This is a genomic window from Acinetobacter sp. NPDC052428, assembly GCF_044547685.1.
In the GTDB taxonomy this organism is placed as follows: domain Bacteria; phylum Pseudomonadota; class Gammaproteobacteria; order Pseudomonadales; family Moraxellaceae; genus Acinetobacter; species Acinetobacter lwoffii_G.
On the sequence record NZ_JBIUAT010000007.1, the window covers coordinates 83,050 to 98,177 of the forward strand.

16 protein-coding genes are annotated in these 15,128 nt (G+C 43.6%); 8 read left to right on the forward strand and 8 right to left on the reverse strand.

Annotated features, from left to right (window positions below):
- Positions 1-12: 12 nt before the first annotated feature.
- Complete coding sequence (gene gdhA, locus ACIG3F_RS06780) at positions 13-1,356, reverse strand: NADP-specific glutamate dehydrogenase (RefSeq protein ID WP_005262305.1); 1,344 nt, start codon at positions 1,354-1,356, stop codon at positions 13-15.
- Between the two features lie 349 nt (positions 1,357-1,705).
- Between gdhA and ACIG3F_RS06785 the strand changes: the two genes are divergently transcribed.
- Complete coding sequence (locus ACIG3F_RS06785; protein WP_005104626.1) at positions 1,706-2,497, forward strand: RnfABCDGE type electron transport complex subunit B; 792 nt, start codon at positions 1,706-1,708, stop codon at positions 2,495-2,497.
- 3 nt (positions 2,498-2,500) lie between these two features.
- On the forward strand, positions 2,501-3,214 hold the full coding sequence (gene nth / locus ACIG3F_RS06790) for an endonuclease III (protein WP_396469665.1): 714 nt from the start codon (positions 2,501-2,503) through the stop codon (positions 3,212-3,214).
- A gap of 116 nt (positions 3,215-3,330) precedes the next feature.
- Here nth and ACIG3F_RS06795 read toward each other — a convergent pair whose 3' ends face one another.
- From ACIG3F_RS06795 to ACIG3F_RS06810, 4 genes are all read right to left on the reverse strand, one after another.
- Positions 3,331-3,543, reverse strand: a complete 213-nt coding sequence (locus ACIG3F_RS06795; RefSeq protein WP_004279489.1) for a hypothetical protein — start codon at positions 3,541-3,543, stop codon at positions 3,331-3,333.
- Between the two features lie 88 nt (positions 3,544-3,631).
- Complete coding sequence (gene adk, locus ACIG3F_RS06800) at positions 3,632-4,291, reverse strand: adenylate kinase (protein WP_004279488.1); 660 nt, start codon at positions 4,289-4,291, stop codon at positions 3,632-3,634.
- A gap of 75 nt (positions 4,292-4,366) precedes the next feature.
- Complete coding sequence (locus tag ACIG3F_RS06805; protein WP_396469666.1) at positions 4,367-5,683, reverse strand: hypothetical protein; 1,317 nt, start codon at positions 5,681-5,683, stop codon at positions 4,367-4,369.
- A gap of 65 nt (positions 5,684-5,748) precedes the next feature.
- A complete protein-coding gene (locus ACIG3F_RS06810) occupies positions 5,749-6,267 on the reverse strand; it encodes a hypothetical protein (RefSeq protein ID WP_004279486.1) in 519 nt (172 codons plus the stop codon).
- Positions 6,268-6,505: 238 nt separating this feature from the next.
- Between ACIG3F_RS06810 and mrdA the strand changes: the two genes are divergently transcribed.
- Together mrdA and rsmD are read left to right on the forward strand one after the other, a co-directional pair.
- Positions 6,506-8,557 (forward strand): penicillin-binding protein 2, encoded by a 2,052-nt coding sequence (mrdA, locus tag ACIG3F_RS06815; protein ID WP_396469667.1) that lies wholly within the window; start codon positions 6,506-6,508, stop codon positions 8,555-8,557.
- Between the two features lie 2 nt (positions 8,558-8,559).
- Positions 8,560-9,117, forward strand: a complete 558-nt coding sequence (gene rsmD, locus ACIG3F_RS06820) for a 16S rRNA (guanine(966)-N(2))-methyltransferase RsmD (RefSeq protein WP_004279484.1) — start codon at positions 8,560-8,562, stop codon at positions 9,115-9,117.
- An 87-nt stretch (positions 9,118-9,204) separates the two neighbouring features.
- On the opposite strand, the gene ACIG3F_RS06825 is transcribed toward rsmD, so the two are convergent.
- A complete protein-coding gene (locus ACIG3F_RS06825; protein ID WP_396469668.1) occupies positions 9,205-9,417 on the reverse strand; it encodes a hypothetical protein in 213 nt (70 codons plus the stop codon).
- Between the two features lie 244 nt (positions 9,418-9,661).
- Here ACIG3F_RS06825 and ACIG3F_RS06830 point away from each other — a divergent pair, with 244 nt between their 5' ends.
- The 3 genes from ACIG3F_RS06830 (at position 9,662) to ACIG3F_RS06840 (ending at position 11,717) form a co-directional block, all read left to right on the forward strand.
- Positions 9,662-10,396: a sulfite exporter TauE/SafE family protein gene (locus ACIG3F_RS06830; RefSeq protein ID WP_396469669.1), complete on the forward strand. Its 735-nt coding sequence runs from the start codon at positions 9,662-9,664 to the stop codon at positions 10,394-10,396.
- Positions 10,397-10,494: 98 nt separating this feature from the next.
- Positions 10,495-11,256, forward strand: coding sequence for a 3-oxoacyl-ACP reductase (locus tag ACIG3F_RS06835; protein ID WP_396469670.1), 762 nt, complete (start codon positions 10,495-10,497; stop codon positions 11,254-11,256).
- Between the two features lie 134 nt (positions 11,257-11,390).
- A complete protein-coding gene (locus ACIG3F_RS06840) occupies positions 11,391-11,717 on the forward strand; it encodes a hypothetical protein (protein ID WP_005107497.1) in 327 nt (108 codons plus the stop codon).
- A 71-nt stretch (positions 11,718-11,788) separates the two neighbouring features.
- On the opposite strand, the gene ACIG3F_RS06845 is transcribed toward ACIG3F_RS06840, so the two are convergent.
- A complete protein-coding gene (locus tag ACIG3F_RS06845; RefSeq protein WP_004730226.1) occupies positions 11,789-12,337 on the reverse strand; it encodes a 1-acyl-sn-glycerol-3-phosphate acyltransferase in 549 nt (182 codons plus the stop codon).
- A 362-nt stretch (positions 12,338-12,699) separates the two neighbouring features.
- Between ACIG3F_RS06845 and ACIG3F_RS06850 the strand changes: the two genes are divergently transcribed.
- Positions 12,700-13,866, forward strand: a complete 1,167-nt coding sequence (locus tag ACIG3F_RS06850) for a hypothetical protein (RefSeq protein ID WP_180049623.1) — start codon at positions 12,700-12,702, stop codon at positions 13,864-13,866.
- 38 nt (positions 13,867-13,904) lie between these two features.
- On the opposite strand, the gene ACIG3F_RS06855 is transcribed toward ACIG3F_RS06850, so the two are convergent.
- Positions 13,905-15,035 carry a LuxR C-terminal-related transcriptional regulator gene (locus ACIG3F_RS06855; RefSeq protein ID WP_396469673.1) on the reverse strand — a complete coding sequence of 377 codons (1,131 nt, stop codon included), beginning with the start codon at positions 15,033-15,035 and terminating at the stop codon, positions 13,905-13,907.
- Positions 15,036-15,128: the final 93 nt, after the last annotated feature.

Genomic DNA, 15,128 nt, shown 5'->3' on the forward strand with positions numbered 1-15,128 from the left:
ACTAAGTCAGACTTAGAATACGCCTTGAGCAAGCATCGCATCAGCAACTTTTACGAAGCCAGCAATGTTTGCACCGTCTACATAGTTCACAGTACCGTCTTCCTTAGTACCGAATTTTACGCAATTGCGGTGAATTTCTTTCATGATTGCGTGTAAGCGCTCATCAACTTCTTCGAAAGTCCAGCCTAAACGCAATGCGTTTTGAGACATTTCCAGACCAGAAGTTGCCACACCACCTGCATTTGATGCTTTACCTGGCGCATAAAGAATTTTCGCTTCAACGAATTTCTCAACCGCTTCAAGTGTAGAAGGCATGTTCGCGCCTTCAGCTACACAGATTACACCGTTTGCAAGAAGCTTAGCAGCGTCGTCTGCATCCAGTTCGTTTTGAGTCGCACATGGCAATGCGATATCACACTTGATACCCCAAGGACGTTGTCCTTCAAGATATTCGAAACCATGTTTAGATGCGAATTCTGAAATACGGCCACGTTTTACATTTTTAAGTTCCATGACTTCAGCAAGAAGCGCCTCAGTGAAACCGTCTTTAACGTGAACTGTACCGGCAGAGTCAGAAAGTGAAACCACTTTCGCACCGAGGTACATTGCTTTTTCAGCAGCATATTGCGCAACGTTACCAGAACCTGAAATCGCAACGACTTTATCTTTGAAGCTTTCGCCACGAGACTTAAGCATTTCCTCAGCGAAATACACAGTACCGTAACCCGTTGCTTCCGGACGTGCCAATGAACCACCGAAAGTTAAACCTTTACCAGTGAATACACATGCCGTGTCGTTACTTAATTTTTTCATCATGCCGGCCATGTAGCCCACTTCACGACCGCCTACACCAATATCACCTGCAGGGATATCTGTGTTCGCACCAAGGTGACGATACAGCTCGATCATTAAAGCCTGGCAGAAACGCATGATTTCGCCTTCTGATTTGCCTTTAGGGTCAAAATCAGAACCACCTTTACCGCCACCCATAGGAAGTGTGGTTAAAGCATTTTTAAATGTTTGCTCAAAGCCTAAGAATTTTAGGATTGAAAGATTCACTGAAGGGTGGAAACGCATACCACCTTTAAATGGACCGATCGCTGAGTTGTACTGTACGCGGAACGCACGGTTTACTTGAGTCTGACCTTGGTCATCTACCCAAGAAACTCGGAACTGGATCGCACGTTCTGGCTCAACTAGACGTTCTAGTAAACCATGTGCTGCGTATTGTGGGTTCTTTTCAATGAACGGCCACAAACTGGTCATCACTTCTTCTACAGCTTGAAGAAATTCTGGTTGATGTGCATCACGTGATTTTACGTAATCTAGGAACTCATTAAGTGTGTTGTATTTCAACGCTTAATCCTCAGCAGAAAATGGATCAAAATTGGTCAAATTTACAATCAATGTTAAATTTTGGCGCAAAATATTAAATATCTTTTGTAACTAATCTACAATACTTTTTTTGAAAATACTTTAAAATTAATTTGATAACAAATATTTATATTGATTATGAAAATTTTTTCTATGTCAGGAAATGCCAATCGAATCAAGGCTTACATTCAGATTTATGCCTAATAATAAGGCACAAGTTGACCCTTAATTGCGCACGACTTAGGAGTTTAAAAATATGTTAAAATTAATGAATCGACATATTTTGTTTCACTTACTCTCTCATGCTTGCCATGAGTAACGCTGGTTATACATGAATTCGCCCATTTCTCTGGTCCAATCGATTGACGCTTTACTCCCTCAAACCCAATGTGGACTCTGCGGTCACCGTGACGGATGTTTACCTTATGCCCAGTCGATTACTGAGGGGGAAAATGCCAATAAATGTGTGCCGGGCGGACAGCCTGTTGCCGATGCTTTGGCTGCATTATTAAATCGTCCTAAACTTCAAGCTGAAGAAAGTGTCTGGCCAGTTCAAGCCGATGGTCGTCCTCAGCGCATCAAAGCCGTAATTCGTGAAGATGAATGTATTGGCTGTACCAAATGCATTAGCGCCTGCCCGGTCGATGCAATTATTGGTTCCGGTAAACTGATGCACACCATTCTGACCGATCTATGTACGGGCTGTGAGTTATGTATTCCCCCCTGTCCGGTAGACTGCATCGATTTGGTTGAAGATCAACAACCCTTGCCGACTGAAGCACAGCGTCTTGCGGAACAGGATGATCTGCGTCAGCGTTACTATGCGCACATCCAGCGTGAAGAAAAACGGCGTACCGATCGTAAGGGACCTGTGGTCCGTGCAGAAATTGATACTGCCCTGTTTGCCCGTTTCTCTGCTTTAAATGAGCAACTTCCTGTGATTGAAGTCGCGAGCAAGCCAGAGAATGCACCTGTAGCTTTCGATTCCAAGACCACGATTGAACTGGCAAAACTACGTACCCAAATTAAAAAACTGGAAAAACAGCTTTCGGTTCGTGAAGATGCCCGAAAACGCACCCAACTGGAAGAACTGACACAGCAATTACAGGCTTTACAGGGATAGAACATGACCACAGCAAAGGCCAAGCTCGTTAAAAACATGACCAAAAAGCAGATTCAGACCTTTTTTGAACGCCTGCGTGAACAGCGGCCTAACCCAAAAACTGAGCTGAATTATGCGAATCCCTTTGAATTACTGGTCGCGGTCACGCTCTCTGCTCAAGCTACCGATGTCAGCGTCAACAAAGCCACAGACAAACTCTTTCCAGTCGCCAATACACCGGAAGCCATTTATGCGCTAGGTGTGGACGGCTTGAAGGAATATATCAAGACCATTGGTTTATATAACTCGAAAGCGGTCAACGTGATTAAAGCCTGCGAGATGCTGATTCAGAAGCACAACAGCATCGTACCGGACAATCGTGCAGACTTAGAAGCCCTGCCGGGTGTAGGTCGTAAAACGGCGAATGTGGTACTGAATACGGCCTTTGGTCAGCCGACCATGGCGGTTGATACCCATATTTTCCGGGTAGGTAACCGTACCGGACTAGCGGTTGGCAAAAATGTGCTGGAAGTTGAATACCGTCTGGTCAAAGTCATTCCCAAGGAATTTATCATTGATTCACATCACTGGCTGATTTTACACGGTCGTTATACGTGTATTGCGCGCAAACCGAAATGTCATGAATGTGTAGTATCCGATGTGTGTAACTGGCCGGATCGGTTTGAATTTGGTGCAGCCCGCCAAATTGCAGTGAAAAATATTGAGCTTGCTGAATAGAACGGCGTGATCAAGCTGGGATAAAAATAGGTGACCAATGTGTCACCTTTTTATCGACTATGAGAAGAGTGCTTTTCGTTCAAACTAAATTCTTAGCTGAGCTGAACTATTATGGATTATTTATCCTGATCTTGTTCAGCCTTTTCCTGCTGCTTGCGCTGTTCAAGTTCGGCTTGTAATTTTGGATGGAGCTGGCGCTCAGGTCGCTTTGCTGCATTTTCAGCACGTTCTTCCTGACGTACTTTGTTGAGCATTTTAAAACTGAAATAGAACAGACCTACCAATACTGCCAGAAAGACTACCATCAACACCAATACGCCAAATTTCATAGCAACAAGTACCCTGTTCAAATACGCAATAAAAAAGAGCCCTAATATGAATTAGGGCTCTCCGATTGTCAAAATCATCGTCAGCCGATTATTTTGCCTGATCCAGAATCGCGAAAAGATCAGTTTGAACTTCATCGATTGGACGTAAACCATTTAGCTTGTCATAAGTTGGTGCATTTTCACCAGACGCTGCACGGCCTTGGTAGAAACCAACCAGTTGCTCGGTTTCAGTATGGTAAGAACCTAGACGCTTACGAATGGTTGCTTCCTGGTCATCAGGACGTTGAACCAGATCTTCACCCGTTTCGTCATCTTTACCTTCCACTTTTGGCGGGTTGTAAACGATGTGATAGACACGGCCAGATGCAGGATGCTGACGACGGCCAGAAAGACGTTGTACGATTTCTTCATCTGGTACATCAATTTCAATCACGTGATCAATTGCAATGCCTTCTTTTTCCAAGGCTTCTGCTTGAGGAATGGTACGCGGGAAACCATCAAAAATGCAGCCGTTTACACAGTCAGGTTGCGCAATGCGCTCTTTCACCAGACCAATGATCAACTCATCAGAAACCAAACCGCCATTGTCCATGACACTTTTAGCTTGTAGACCTAATTCAGTTCCTTCACGAATTGCAGCACGGAGCATATCACCGGTTGAAATTTGTGGGATATTGTAGCGCTTACAGATCAACTGAGCTTGTGTACCTTTACCTGCTCCAGGTGGTCCGAGTAAGATAATGCGCATATATAAACATCCTCATTTAAACAATATGTATGACGCCACGACCACAATCACCCGATTGTGTCCCCCGACATCTCATTATAAGAAAGCCACAAACAAATGGATTAAACCCGCGACAAAACCGGTTACCCCACCCAATAAAATCAGAATCCATTCATCTTCCTGAAATGCAGGACGTAAAAGATTCTGAAACTCCTTCGGAGTCAACTCACGTATGCGGTCTCTAAACATTTGATAGATTTTCTGTGCACGGCTCGCATTAAATGCTGGGTCGCATACAGGTACCATCGTAATTTCAATCGAGCGATCGATCAAGTCCGTCTTGAGTTTTGCATACTCTTTTGGTCCTAAAGACAGCTGTAAAGAGGTCCGAACCAGGGGTGTTTCCATAATTTCATTAATATGACGTTTGATAATGCGGCGGGTTTTGTCTTTTCTGCCGCCATACATCATCTCGGTCATGATCGATTTTAACGTAATCAGGTCTTCTGTGACTACACTTGCGAAGACGTCAGAGACTTCATCCTGACGTTTCATAAATGCGCCTTGTATGTTATAGGTGCCGATACGAGGAATCACCGGCTTAATCCACGGAAACTTGCGATTTGTGGTACGGGCAAAGAATTGCGGGTACTTTACTGGGTGTGGATAGAGTGGGTTGAATACCATCCAGATCGCGATCCAGTTGGTCAAAAAGCCCCAGATCGCAGCCCAGAACGGTACAGTCCAGTGCCACGGCACTACAAACCAGACAATCATCTGGAAAATCCCAAAGAACATCCCGATGAGGGCACTGATATGCCAGATAAAATTGATCTCTTTTTGACCCACCTTCAGGAACATACGCACCATCAAGCGACGGTCGCCTTCCATCTGGCTCACTACCATTTCACGCATATCTACAAGTGACTCGACGTTCATGGTCAGCTCAGTCACTAATTCACGCAAAATTGCCGGCATTTGTTTTTGTGCTTGTGCATAAATTCTGCGCTTAATAGCAAAAGGTAGGTTTTCCCAGAGCACCGCATTGCGATCCATCATCACTTCATCAATCAGGTGTTCCAGTTCGAAACCGACCTGCTCGCCAATGATGCGTGCCATATCATCCGGATCCATTGCCTGCAAGAACTCCTGAATAGAGCCCAATTTAGACAAGGTATTATCCGTGATAATTCCTGAGATTCTTCCGGCTTTACGCGGCACAATACCTTGCCAGCCAACAGGTAATGGCCCGAGATGGAAACCCCAAAAATTGATCGGATAAAAGACCATTTTCAGCGCCATCCAGACGTGAGCCCAGGTTACAAATGCAGTCACTGGAATAATGCTGAGCACGGCCCAAAAATCCGGGCGGTTTACAAAGGTTTGCCACAACTCGTTGACGTACTCAAGCATGCATAACTTCCATATTTAATTTTTTGTTCACAGAATACACATATTAATAAGGTCGAATATTTTGTCTATAAACCGATACTTAAAGTATAGGAAAATTGTAGCCGGGGTTCTGTTTCAGCCACAGCACGACCATTTCGGTCTTCGAGTTTCTCTCCGGCACCGATCCCGATACTAAAACTGCTGATCCGTTCTGAACTAAGCAAAACATAGGCCAAATCAACGCCAGCACCTAAACGGCCTTCATACTCGCCATCAACCTGTTTGCTGTCGATATGACCGGCATAAACCCCGACATAATAACCATTTTTGTCTTTGCCGGTGAGATGTGCAGGATAACGAAAGCCTGCCTGACCGCCAATCGTACGATCATCATCCAGAAAAACACCACCTTTCACATAAGCAATCCCATAAGGGTTCACCCATTCGGTATTTAAATGCAGTAATTTCTGGGTAAAACCAACACCCACATTAAAGGCTTTTGCCTGAGCAGGCTCTATTTTGGTTGCAGTATTATTAATCTGATCATGTGCATAAGCCCCGTTCGCCCACAATGCAAACGCTAACAAAGGGTAAACCTTGTTCATTCCTTCACCATCTTCCTTAATTATAGTTTTTGGTATAGTCCTATTTTTATTAGATTTTACTCTAGCAGAATTATCACAACTCTTATATACAGCACTTTACAATTTTAATGTCTGCAAAGTCAAAGCTTAAAGGAACTGATTGTAAGGGCAGTTTTTCATTATCAAATCAAGTGCAGTTGCGTTAGAATACTCCACTTTGATTCTTTTCTACCACTCTCAGGTCTTAAGTCGATCGCGTATGAAGCAGCACTTTCCTTTAAAAAACGCACAACAAGAAAAGCGCATCTATCGCAGTCGAGTCTTGATTTCCATGGGGATTGTCATTTTCTTTATGCTGCTGCTGGTCAGCCGCTATGCCTATTTGCAACTGTTCAACTTTGAAAGCTTTACTACAGCTTCTGATGAGAACCGGATTCGTCTACAACCTTTGCCGCCCGCGCGTGGTTATATTTATGACCGTAACGGCGTGTTGCTGGCCGATAACTATCCAGTATTTACTGCCACTTTAAGTCGTGCTGACGTACAGGATATCGATCAAACGCTCGAACGCCTGAAACCGATTCTGGAATTGACCGAAGAAGATCTTGAACGCTTTCAAACCCGGATTAAAACAGCACGTAAAACCGAACGGGTTTCAATCAAGCTCAACCTGAATGAAAATGATATTGCCCGCTTCAGTGAAGTGAAATATCAGTTTCCGGGCGTAAATATTGAAACCCAGATGACTCGCTATTATCCACATGGCGACCTGTTTGCACATGTGATTGGCTATGTCGGTCGTATTAATGACAAAGAACTGAAAGCCATTGATAAGGATCTCTATGCCGGAACCAACCTGATTGGAAAAATCGGGGTGGAAAAATCCTATGAAGAACTTTTACATGGTGTGCCGGGAAATGAATCGGTAGAAGCAGATGCCTTTGGTAATGTGCTGCGTCATTTGGGCCGTAAAGATCCAGTGCGTGGTAATGACCTGTTCCTGTCACTGGATTACGGTTTACAGGTAGTAGCTTCGGAGCAACTGGCCGGGCGTCGTGGCGCGATTGTGGCGATGAATCCTAAAACCGGAGAAATTCTGGCGCTGGTCTCCAGCCCAAGTTTTAACCCGAATCTGTTTGTGACCGGGATCAGCACCAAAGATTATTCATTCCTGCGCGATAATCTGGATCAACCTTTATATAACCGTGCGGTACAAGGGGTTTATCCACCTGGCTCCACCATTAAGCCAATGTTTGCGCTCGGTGGTCTGCATCATGGTCTGGTCGATTGGGATACCACTATTTCTGATCCGGGTTATTTCAGCCTGCCAGGAGACAGTCACCGTTTCCGTGACCATAAAAAATCCGGGCATGGCGCAGTGAATATGCATAAGGCCCAAGTCGTCTCCTGTGATACTTATTTCTATGTCATGTCCTACCGCATGGGTATTGAAAAAATGAATACCTGGATGCGTCAGTTTGGCTTTGGGGAAAAAACCGGCGTGGACTTACCAAGTGAAAGCTCAGGACTGTATCCAAACCCGGAATGGAAAATGCGTACCCGCAAGGCCAAATGGTCACGTGGTGAAACCATTTCTGTCAGTATTGGTCAGGGTGCTTTTACTTCAACGCCATTGCAGCTGGCTATGGCCACAGCCATTACCGCCAACCATGGCAATAAAGTCATTCCCCATGTTCTGCGCGAAAGTCGCGGTGCCAAACCGTTCAAGGTGCATAATGGCACGCATGGCAAGATCGATTTTAATGGTCAGGAAGAAGACTGGATCAAAATGCGTGATGCGATGGTGGACGTAATTCAATCCGGTACAGGCCGAGGCATCAAAAGCGGCTTACAATATTCTATTGCCGGAAAAACCGGTACGGCACAGGTAAAAAGTATTGCTCAGGGCAAGCGCTATAATGAATCCTTATTGACTGACCGTCAGCTGGATCATGGTCTGTTTGTCGGTTTTGCACCTGCTGAAAATCCTGAAATCGCGATTGCGGTTATTCTGGAAAATGGTCGCGGTGGTAGTGCCGCAACGGCTCTGGCCCGTCCAATTTTTGATTACTGGTTACTGTATAAAGATAAAAATCCGGTACGCCCACAAGGCCACCAATTAAGTGGTGGTCTGATGACGGCCGGAATCAAGCCAGCTGAATTGCCAAGTGGTGCAGGCATGTTGAGTCAGGATGCAGCATCTAGTGCCGTTCCAGCCAGTGACCAGCCCGACAATGCTGCTCCGACTTCTGCAAATACGGCTGCATCTCCCGCAGCAACACCTGCTCCGACACCGGTAGAGCGAGATTAAAGATGAAAAACCAGCTTCGAATTATTGGTGGTGACTGGAAACGCCGCCAACTGCCTTTTGCCAGCATTGAGGGTTTGCGCCCGACGCCTGACCGTGTTCGGGAAACACTGTTTAATTGGCTGATGTGGGATGTACAAAATGCCCAGGTGTTGGATATTTGTGCCGGTTCTGGGGCATTGGCGTTTGAGGCATTATCGCGTGGTGCTGCATCAGTGGTGATGATTGAGCCGGATCGTACTCAGGCACAATTTCTGACCCAAAATCTGGAACTTTTAAAAGTCACCAAAGCACGTGCACAATTAAAAGTGGCTACGGCGCAGCAAGCTTTGTCTACCCTTCAGGCACAGTTTGATCTGGTTTTTCTAGATCCGCCATATAGCCTGGATTTATGGGAAGAACTAGCGCTAAAGGCAGATCCTCTGATCAAGGACAATGCCTATATTTATGTAGAAGCAGATCGTGATTTACAATTACTTAAATTACCGTCCTCATGGCGTTTAATTAAAAATACCAAAGCCGGTACAGTTCGTGCGGGGCTTTATCAAAAAAGTATTTCTTGATTTAAATCATTTTGAATAGACATTAAAAAAGGATTCCTCAGAGGAATCCTTTTTGTCATTGTAGTCAGTCAAATTTAAAGACTGTGATTAACGATCACGGCGCCAGTCGCGGTTATCTCGGTCACGTTTCCAATCCCGATGATCTTTATAGTCCTTATTTTTCCAGTCATGATCTCTGTGGTCTCGATCATAATGCCCATTACGATCTCTGTTGCCACGATAATCATCATGCCAAGGATCAACCACACAACCGGTTAATGACACGGCCAATACAGAAAGTAATATCACTTTTTTCATCATGTCCATCACCTCTTACTGCACTCTGTCAGTATCAGGCGAGCTCATGGAGAGTGAACGGAGCCATTGTTGCACTCTTGTAGAGATTTATGCATGTTTTATGCATAGCCGAACCGCTATACCCTTATTTAGCATTCATGCTTTTATAAGAGTTTGAACTTTCATTTGCATAAATCCAGCTAAATGGAAGCTTGGCTTTTGTTTAAATCTTGAGAATACTGCTGCCTTTGCTTATGACCTGATCTCTATGACTTGGCTGTTATTTATTCTTGGTGCAATGGTCGCGGGTTTCGTTCAGGGGCTGACCGGCTTTGCTTTTGCCCTGATTGCCATGTCTTTCTGGGTTTGGGTACTGCCTCCGCAACTGGCCGCGCCCTTGCTGGTATTTGCCTCGATCTGGAGTCATGTGATTTCACTCAGTCAGGAACAAAAGCAGCCGGTTTTATCCAGGAAGTTGGTTCTGCCTTATCTGGTTGCTGGTCTGATTGGCGTGCCGCTGGGTACTTATCTGTTGCAGATCATTCAAGCAAATACCTTTAAGATGATCTTGGGATTTTTTCTGGTACTGTGGTGTCCGGTGATGCTATTCAATCCGCAATTCAAAACAATTCAGCATTCAGGAAAATTGACTGATAGCTGCATCGGTTTTATTGGCGGAATTCTAGGAGGGCTGGGCGGTTTTTGCGGTGCGATTCCTTCGGCCTGGGTGATGTTAAAACAATTACCCAAAGCCCAGCAGCGCTATATTTTGCGGCATTTTAATTTTGCAATTCAGCTTTTCACGCTGGGTACGTATCTATGGCAAGGCCTGATTAATCAAAGCCATTTACCGTATCTGGCATTGCTGATTGTTTTTGTGAGTATTCCGGCAATTTTAGGCGCAAAGCTATTTTACAAAATTTCAGAATTACTGTTTAAACGCATGATCTTAAGTTTACTCTTTAGCGCAGGCTGTTTTCTATTAGCGTCCCAATTCATTTAAACACAAGATCAAGCCGAGTCTGTCTTCCCCGCTAAAGCTTGAATCCGGTGAAATAACTGCTATGTTAAGGCCAATCTTTGTCAATATAGATCATCATTATGCAGATTCGTGATCAGATTGTTCTTGTTACTGGCGGTGCACGTGGTTTGGGTTTAGCCATTACTCAGGCTTTACTGGCTGAGGGTGCGCGCGTGGTCGTCAATTATCATAGGAGTCAGCAGCAAGCTGAACAGCTGGCCCAGCAGTATCCTGCGCAGGTATTTATTTATCAGGCAGATGTGACCCAAGCTGATCAGGTCCGTGCTTTATTTGCCGCGGCTAAAGCCCATTTCGGCGAAGCGATTCATGCTGTTGTCAATAATGCACTAATTCAATTTGAATTTAATGGTGATGCACGCCCTAAAATAGAAACGCTGACTTGGGAAATGTTGCAACGGCAATTTAGTGGTGCGGTACAGGCAGCTTTAAATACTACACAAGCCGCTCTGGATGACATGAAACAGACAGACTTCGGCCGGATCGTGAATATTGGTACAAACCTAGTGCAAAATCCGGTGGTTCCTTATCATGACTATACCGCCGCCAAAGCTGCATTATTGGCCTTTACCCGCACCACGGCGCAAGACTTGGGACAATATGGCATTAATGTGAATATGCTCTCTGGTGGCCTGTTGCAAACGACAGATGCCAGTAAGGCCACTCCCGACTTTGTCTTTGACCTCATTGCTCAATCGACGCCTTTACGCCGTGTGATTACACCCGAAGAATTCGCTGCTGCAATCCTGATGTTTTTGTCACCTTATTCACGTGCTGTCACAGGACAAAACCTAATTGTAGATGGCGGCTTGGTTAAAGGTTAGATGTTTAGAGAATGGACTTGGATTTTCAAATTCTGTTGTTCTATTTTTTAACCATTTGGTAGATTAAAAAGGTTTTGTGACCGGGTTTTACTTCTACAATAGTGCGCTCCCATAAAGCCTTTAGTCTACTTTCCATGAAATTTATCACGACATTGCTCAGTACCTTGCTACTGGCAGGTTGTATGTCCAGCGATTTGAAAAAATCAGAACAATTACTGCAAAATTTCCATTGTGCCAAGGTAGATACCGCCCAAATGCCACATAGCAGTATGACCGACTATTATCAGCAGATGTTGTATAGCAGCAAATCCAAAGTCGAGTCTTATATCAAACAGTATCATCAAGGTGAAGAGCTGTTTGACCTGCCACTGCATGAAGTGGTGGAGCAACAATATGATCTTTATAAAGATGCCTGCCAAAATCTGGGTGGAATTTTACCCGCTTCTGAAAATGCATCTTAAGTCTGTCAATCTTCATGATGATTAGGCAATAAAAAAGCAGGAGAATTTTCCTGCTTTTTTTCAACTCAATTTTAATTCTGATAATAGCGCTGATCTACGCTGAAGCATTCAGGGAATTTTGGCTGAATCTCTGCATAAAATGCCATGATTTCTGCCATGTCTTTTTCATAATCCCCTGTCGGATAAACAATTTTACCTACACCAGTTTTCTTCTTCTCATAATCCATATAGGCCAATGCAATCGGCACACCTGCATTAATCGCGACATGATAAAAACCTGTCTTCCACTGTTCCTGTTTAGCACGAGTCGCTTCTGGCGTGACCAGCATCACCAGTTTAGGATGGGTCTTGAATAATTCCGTCATCACCTGAACCATACTCGGACGAGGCTCCCCCGGCTGTTTAGGACGGCGATCAATCCCGATACCGCCCATAGCACGCACAAAAGGTCCAAATGGCAATTTCATGTAACTGTCTTTAATGGTTAAGCGAACATTCACGCCTAATGCTTTTAAGGCCAGACGTGCATACAGTGCATCCCAATTACTGGTATGAGGAGCAGCAATCATGACACATTGGTCTAAATCTAGGGGCCAATGGTTATCAATTTCCCAACCCATCAGGTTCAGGCTTTGTTCTGCTAACTTCTCAAACACGTCACGCACCAATTCTATTCAAAATTGCGCGAATTTTAGCAACCTAGGCAAATATAGATAGTGCTCTATGAGCAATAAATAAACAATTAATCTATATTTGTATAATTGGAATTTTTAAATGAATAGTTGATTATTTTTTCCACCTTGAACTTATCTCATACATCAATTTACGGATAGTTCAGATTGCTTCCCAATATCAATAGAAATTTCTTTCTAATTTAAAGGATCCATGCATTAAAAAGCTCTTGACCTCCTAATTTTGGGATATGGCAAAAACGAGGGTCTTTTTATACTGAATCCACATTATAAATTTCAGGAAGGTTCTAATGAAAAAGACTTTACTTTGTATTGCTTTAGCGGGGTTACTTAGTGCCTGCGGCGGTTCGGATGATAATGCCAGTACACCTCCAGCAAACAATGTTGGCACCCAAACCGGCGTACTGACGGACGGAATCATTTCAGGGGTGACCTATATCACCAGTAGTGGTGCAACAGGAGTTACCAACGAAAAAGGAGAATTTAAATTTAATGATGATGAAAAAGTAAAATTCTTTATTGGGGGTGTACAACTCGGTGATGAAATTGAAGCAAAGGAGCGTATCACACCATTAGATTTAGTCGAAAGTGAAAATGCGCGTATCAACCTTATGGTTTTTTTACAATCCTTAGATGGAAAAGGTGATCATAGCGATGGCATTCAGATTAGTGATGACACTAAAACAGCCTTCACTGCTGTAAAGCTTAATTTTAACCAAAGTACCACCGACTTCGTAAATGAAGTTGTCACCAAAACAGCCATCACACCAGATCAGTTGATAACACCAGAAAAAGCTTCAGAAAACTTCCAAGCGACCTTCTACAAAGATATTGCCGGTACGTGGGAGATTAACCGTACCGATAACACTGCTGTGTTGATTCACATTCTGGAAGATGGACGCTATGCACTAGGTGAAGCAGAAGCAAAAGATGAGAGTGGTCAAGCAGGCATTGAAATGGGCCGCTTAAAATGGAATGCAACAACAACCGTGATTGAACCGGAAATCCTACATGACACCAATGGTGAATGGGGACTTTCACATCCTGCCGAGAATAAACCTTATTCTTTAAACTTTAATGGAACTCAATTAATTCTTACTGAACCCGGCGTTAGTACTGAATACCGTTTAAATCGAGTTAAGCAGTCTAATAGTCTCGTCGGCACGTGGCGACTCAATGAAACGCACCTATTTGCTTTCTTTGATAACAACTATTATTTCTTCCTAGACACTGAAGGTGGAGATGACTGTGGTTGGCCAGGAATTGAATATGGCAAATATACATTGTCAGCAAATACTCTCACCACAACCGAGGTATTATTCGATACCAACGAGTGTGGTGGATTACAAGATAGTTCAAATGGCAGCAAGACAATTGCAAGCATCAATATATCTAACAACAATCTTATCTTACATCCGCAAGGTGAAGATCCTGTAACTTTACAACGTGTTAAATAACCCATATAAACCGGCTTGAATATGAAATTCAGGCCGGTTTAATCAATATGTTCAAATTGAATGGTACAACCCATCAATAAATGCATCAGTTCGATTTGCGAACAACATTGGGTTTTTTCATAAATATTTTTAAAATACGTCCGTACCGAACTCAGCGTAATGCCACACTGTTCTGCAATATCTTCTATTTTATAACCATTAATTAACAACTCACATAAATCAAACTCTCGTTTGGAAAGCTGGTAACACTGTTGTAGGTAAGTTCTTGACAGGGAATAATGCTGGTTTTTATCCGTCATAAATAATGCAATCTGATGCTGAGCAGACTGTAAATGTTGCATATTTCTTAATTTCTTAAAGGGGACTACCGTCAGCATGAATTGCGAGCCTGCCCCATCACTCAACGCCAGGACTCCACCCACTTCAGTTTGAATGGTCGTATCTTCCAGCAAAGCACTTTCCAGAAGCTGATCAAAACGTATCTGCTGACTATAATTGGTTTTTAGACGGTTATGTATATCCAGATCCAGACATGAACTTTGATCAAGCATCTTTTGCGCAATGGGATTGGAATAACTTAAACACAGGTTTTGATCAAGCAGTACAATTCCGGTTTTTAAACTATCCAATACGGTATACAAGCTTAAATTATCTTGCTGAATCAAGTTGATTTGCCGGTGAATTTGCAAAGCCCGGCGTAAATGAATACTGATACGTCTTAGAAAATCCAGCTCAGGCTGTTCAAAAGGCTGTGCTTCAGGTGCACGATGAATACCCAGTACCGCCCAACGATAATTCTCCCGATCCAGCAATACTCCCGCCAGATAAGATACACCGCCAGGCTTTAAACACTTCTCATAGAACACATAGTGATCCGTACCCGGCTGTTCTGCATAGTGCTGACAGTTATGACTTAAAGCATCGCCCATCTCGATCGCATTCCATAAGGGCATATGCAGTTTCATATCAATCACTCTGATACGCTCCTCTTGATAAGCGGCCAGACTTTCATTCGGGATATTGTGCGTATAGACAAAGTCATAGCCTGGATTAAGCTGATCCAGACCGGTAAAAATTGCACTCTTACTTTTAGTATAGCTCACGATATCTTTGATCACGTCCAGCCACAAAGATGGTAATACAGCAGCATCATAAATTTTTGCAATCAGACCCCAATCTCAACTTTTTAAGTGATTGAAATAAAAAGGACATAACCCTATTTTAGTTTCCACCAAGAAATTAAAGCAAAGTTATGTCCATTG

Bases quoted from the DNA above. Each gene is read 5' to 3' on its own strand.
- ACIG3F_RS06785 (WP_005104626.1), top strand. From the start codon at position 1,706: ATGAATTCGCCCATTTCTCTGGTCCAATCGATTGACGCTTTACTCCCT.
- nth (WP_396469665.1), top strand. From the start codon at position 2,501: ATGACCACAGCAAAGGCCAAGCTCGTTAAAAACATGACCAAAAAGCAG.
- ACIG3F_RS06795 (WP_004279489.1), bottom strand. From the start codon at position 3,543: ATGAAATTTGGCGTATTGGTGTTGATGGTAGTCTTTCTGGCAGTATTG.
- adk (WP_004279488.1), bottom strand. From the start codon at position 4,291: ATGCGCATTATCTTACTCGGACCACCTGGAGCAGGTAAAGGTACACAA.
- ACIG3F_RS06805 (WP_396469666.1), bottom strand. From the start codon at position 5,683: ATGCTTGAGTACGTCAACGAGTTGTGGCAAACCTTTGTAAACCGCCCG.
- ACIG3F_RS06810 (WP_004279486.1), bottom strand. From the start codon at position 6,267: ATGAACAAGGTTTACCCTTTGTTAGCGTTTGCATTGTGGGCGAACGGG.
- mrdA (WP_396469667.1), top strand. From the start codon at position 6,506: ATGAAGCAGCACTTTCCTTTAAAAAACGCACAACAAGAAAAGCGCATC.
- rsmD (WP_004279484.1), top strand. From the start codon at position 8,560: ATGAAAAACCAGCTTCGAATTATTGGTGGTGACTGGAAACGCCGCCAA.
- ACIG3F_RS06825 (WP_396469668.1), bottom strand. From the start codon at position 9,417: ATGATGAAAAAAGTGATATTACTTTCTGTATTGGCCGTGTCATTAACC.
- ACIG3F_RS06830 (WP_396469669.1), top strand. From the start codon at position 9,662: ATGACTTGGCTGTTATTTATTCTTGGTGCAATGGTCGCGGGTTTCGTT.
- ACIG3F_RS06835 (WP_396469670.1), top strand. From the start codon at position 10,495: ATGCAGATTCGTGATCAGATTGTTCTTGTTACTGGCGGTGCACGTGGT.
- ACIG3F_RS06840 (WP_005107497.1), top strand. From the start codon at position 11,391: ATGAAATTTATCACGACATTGCTCAGTACCTTGCTACTGGCAGGTTGT.
- ACIG3F_RS06845 (WP_004730226.1), bottom strand. From the start codon at position 12,337: ATGGGTTGGGAAATTGATAACCATTGGCCCCTAGATTTAGACCAATGT.
- ACIG3F_RS06850 (WP_180049623.1), top strand. From the start codon at position 12,700: ATGAAAAAGACTTTACTTTGTATTGCTTTAGCGGGGTTACTTAGTGCC.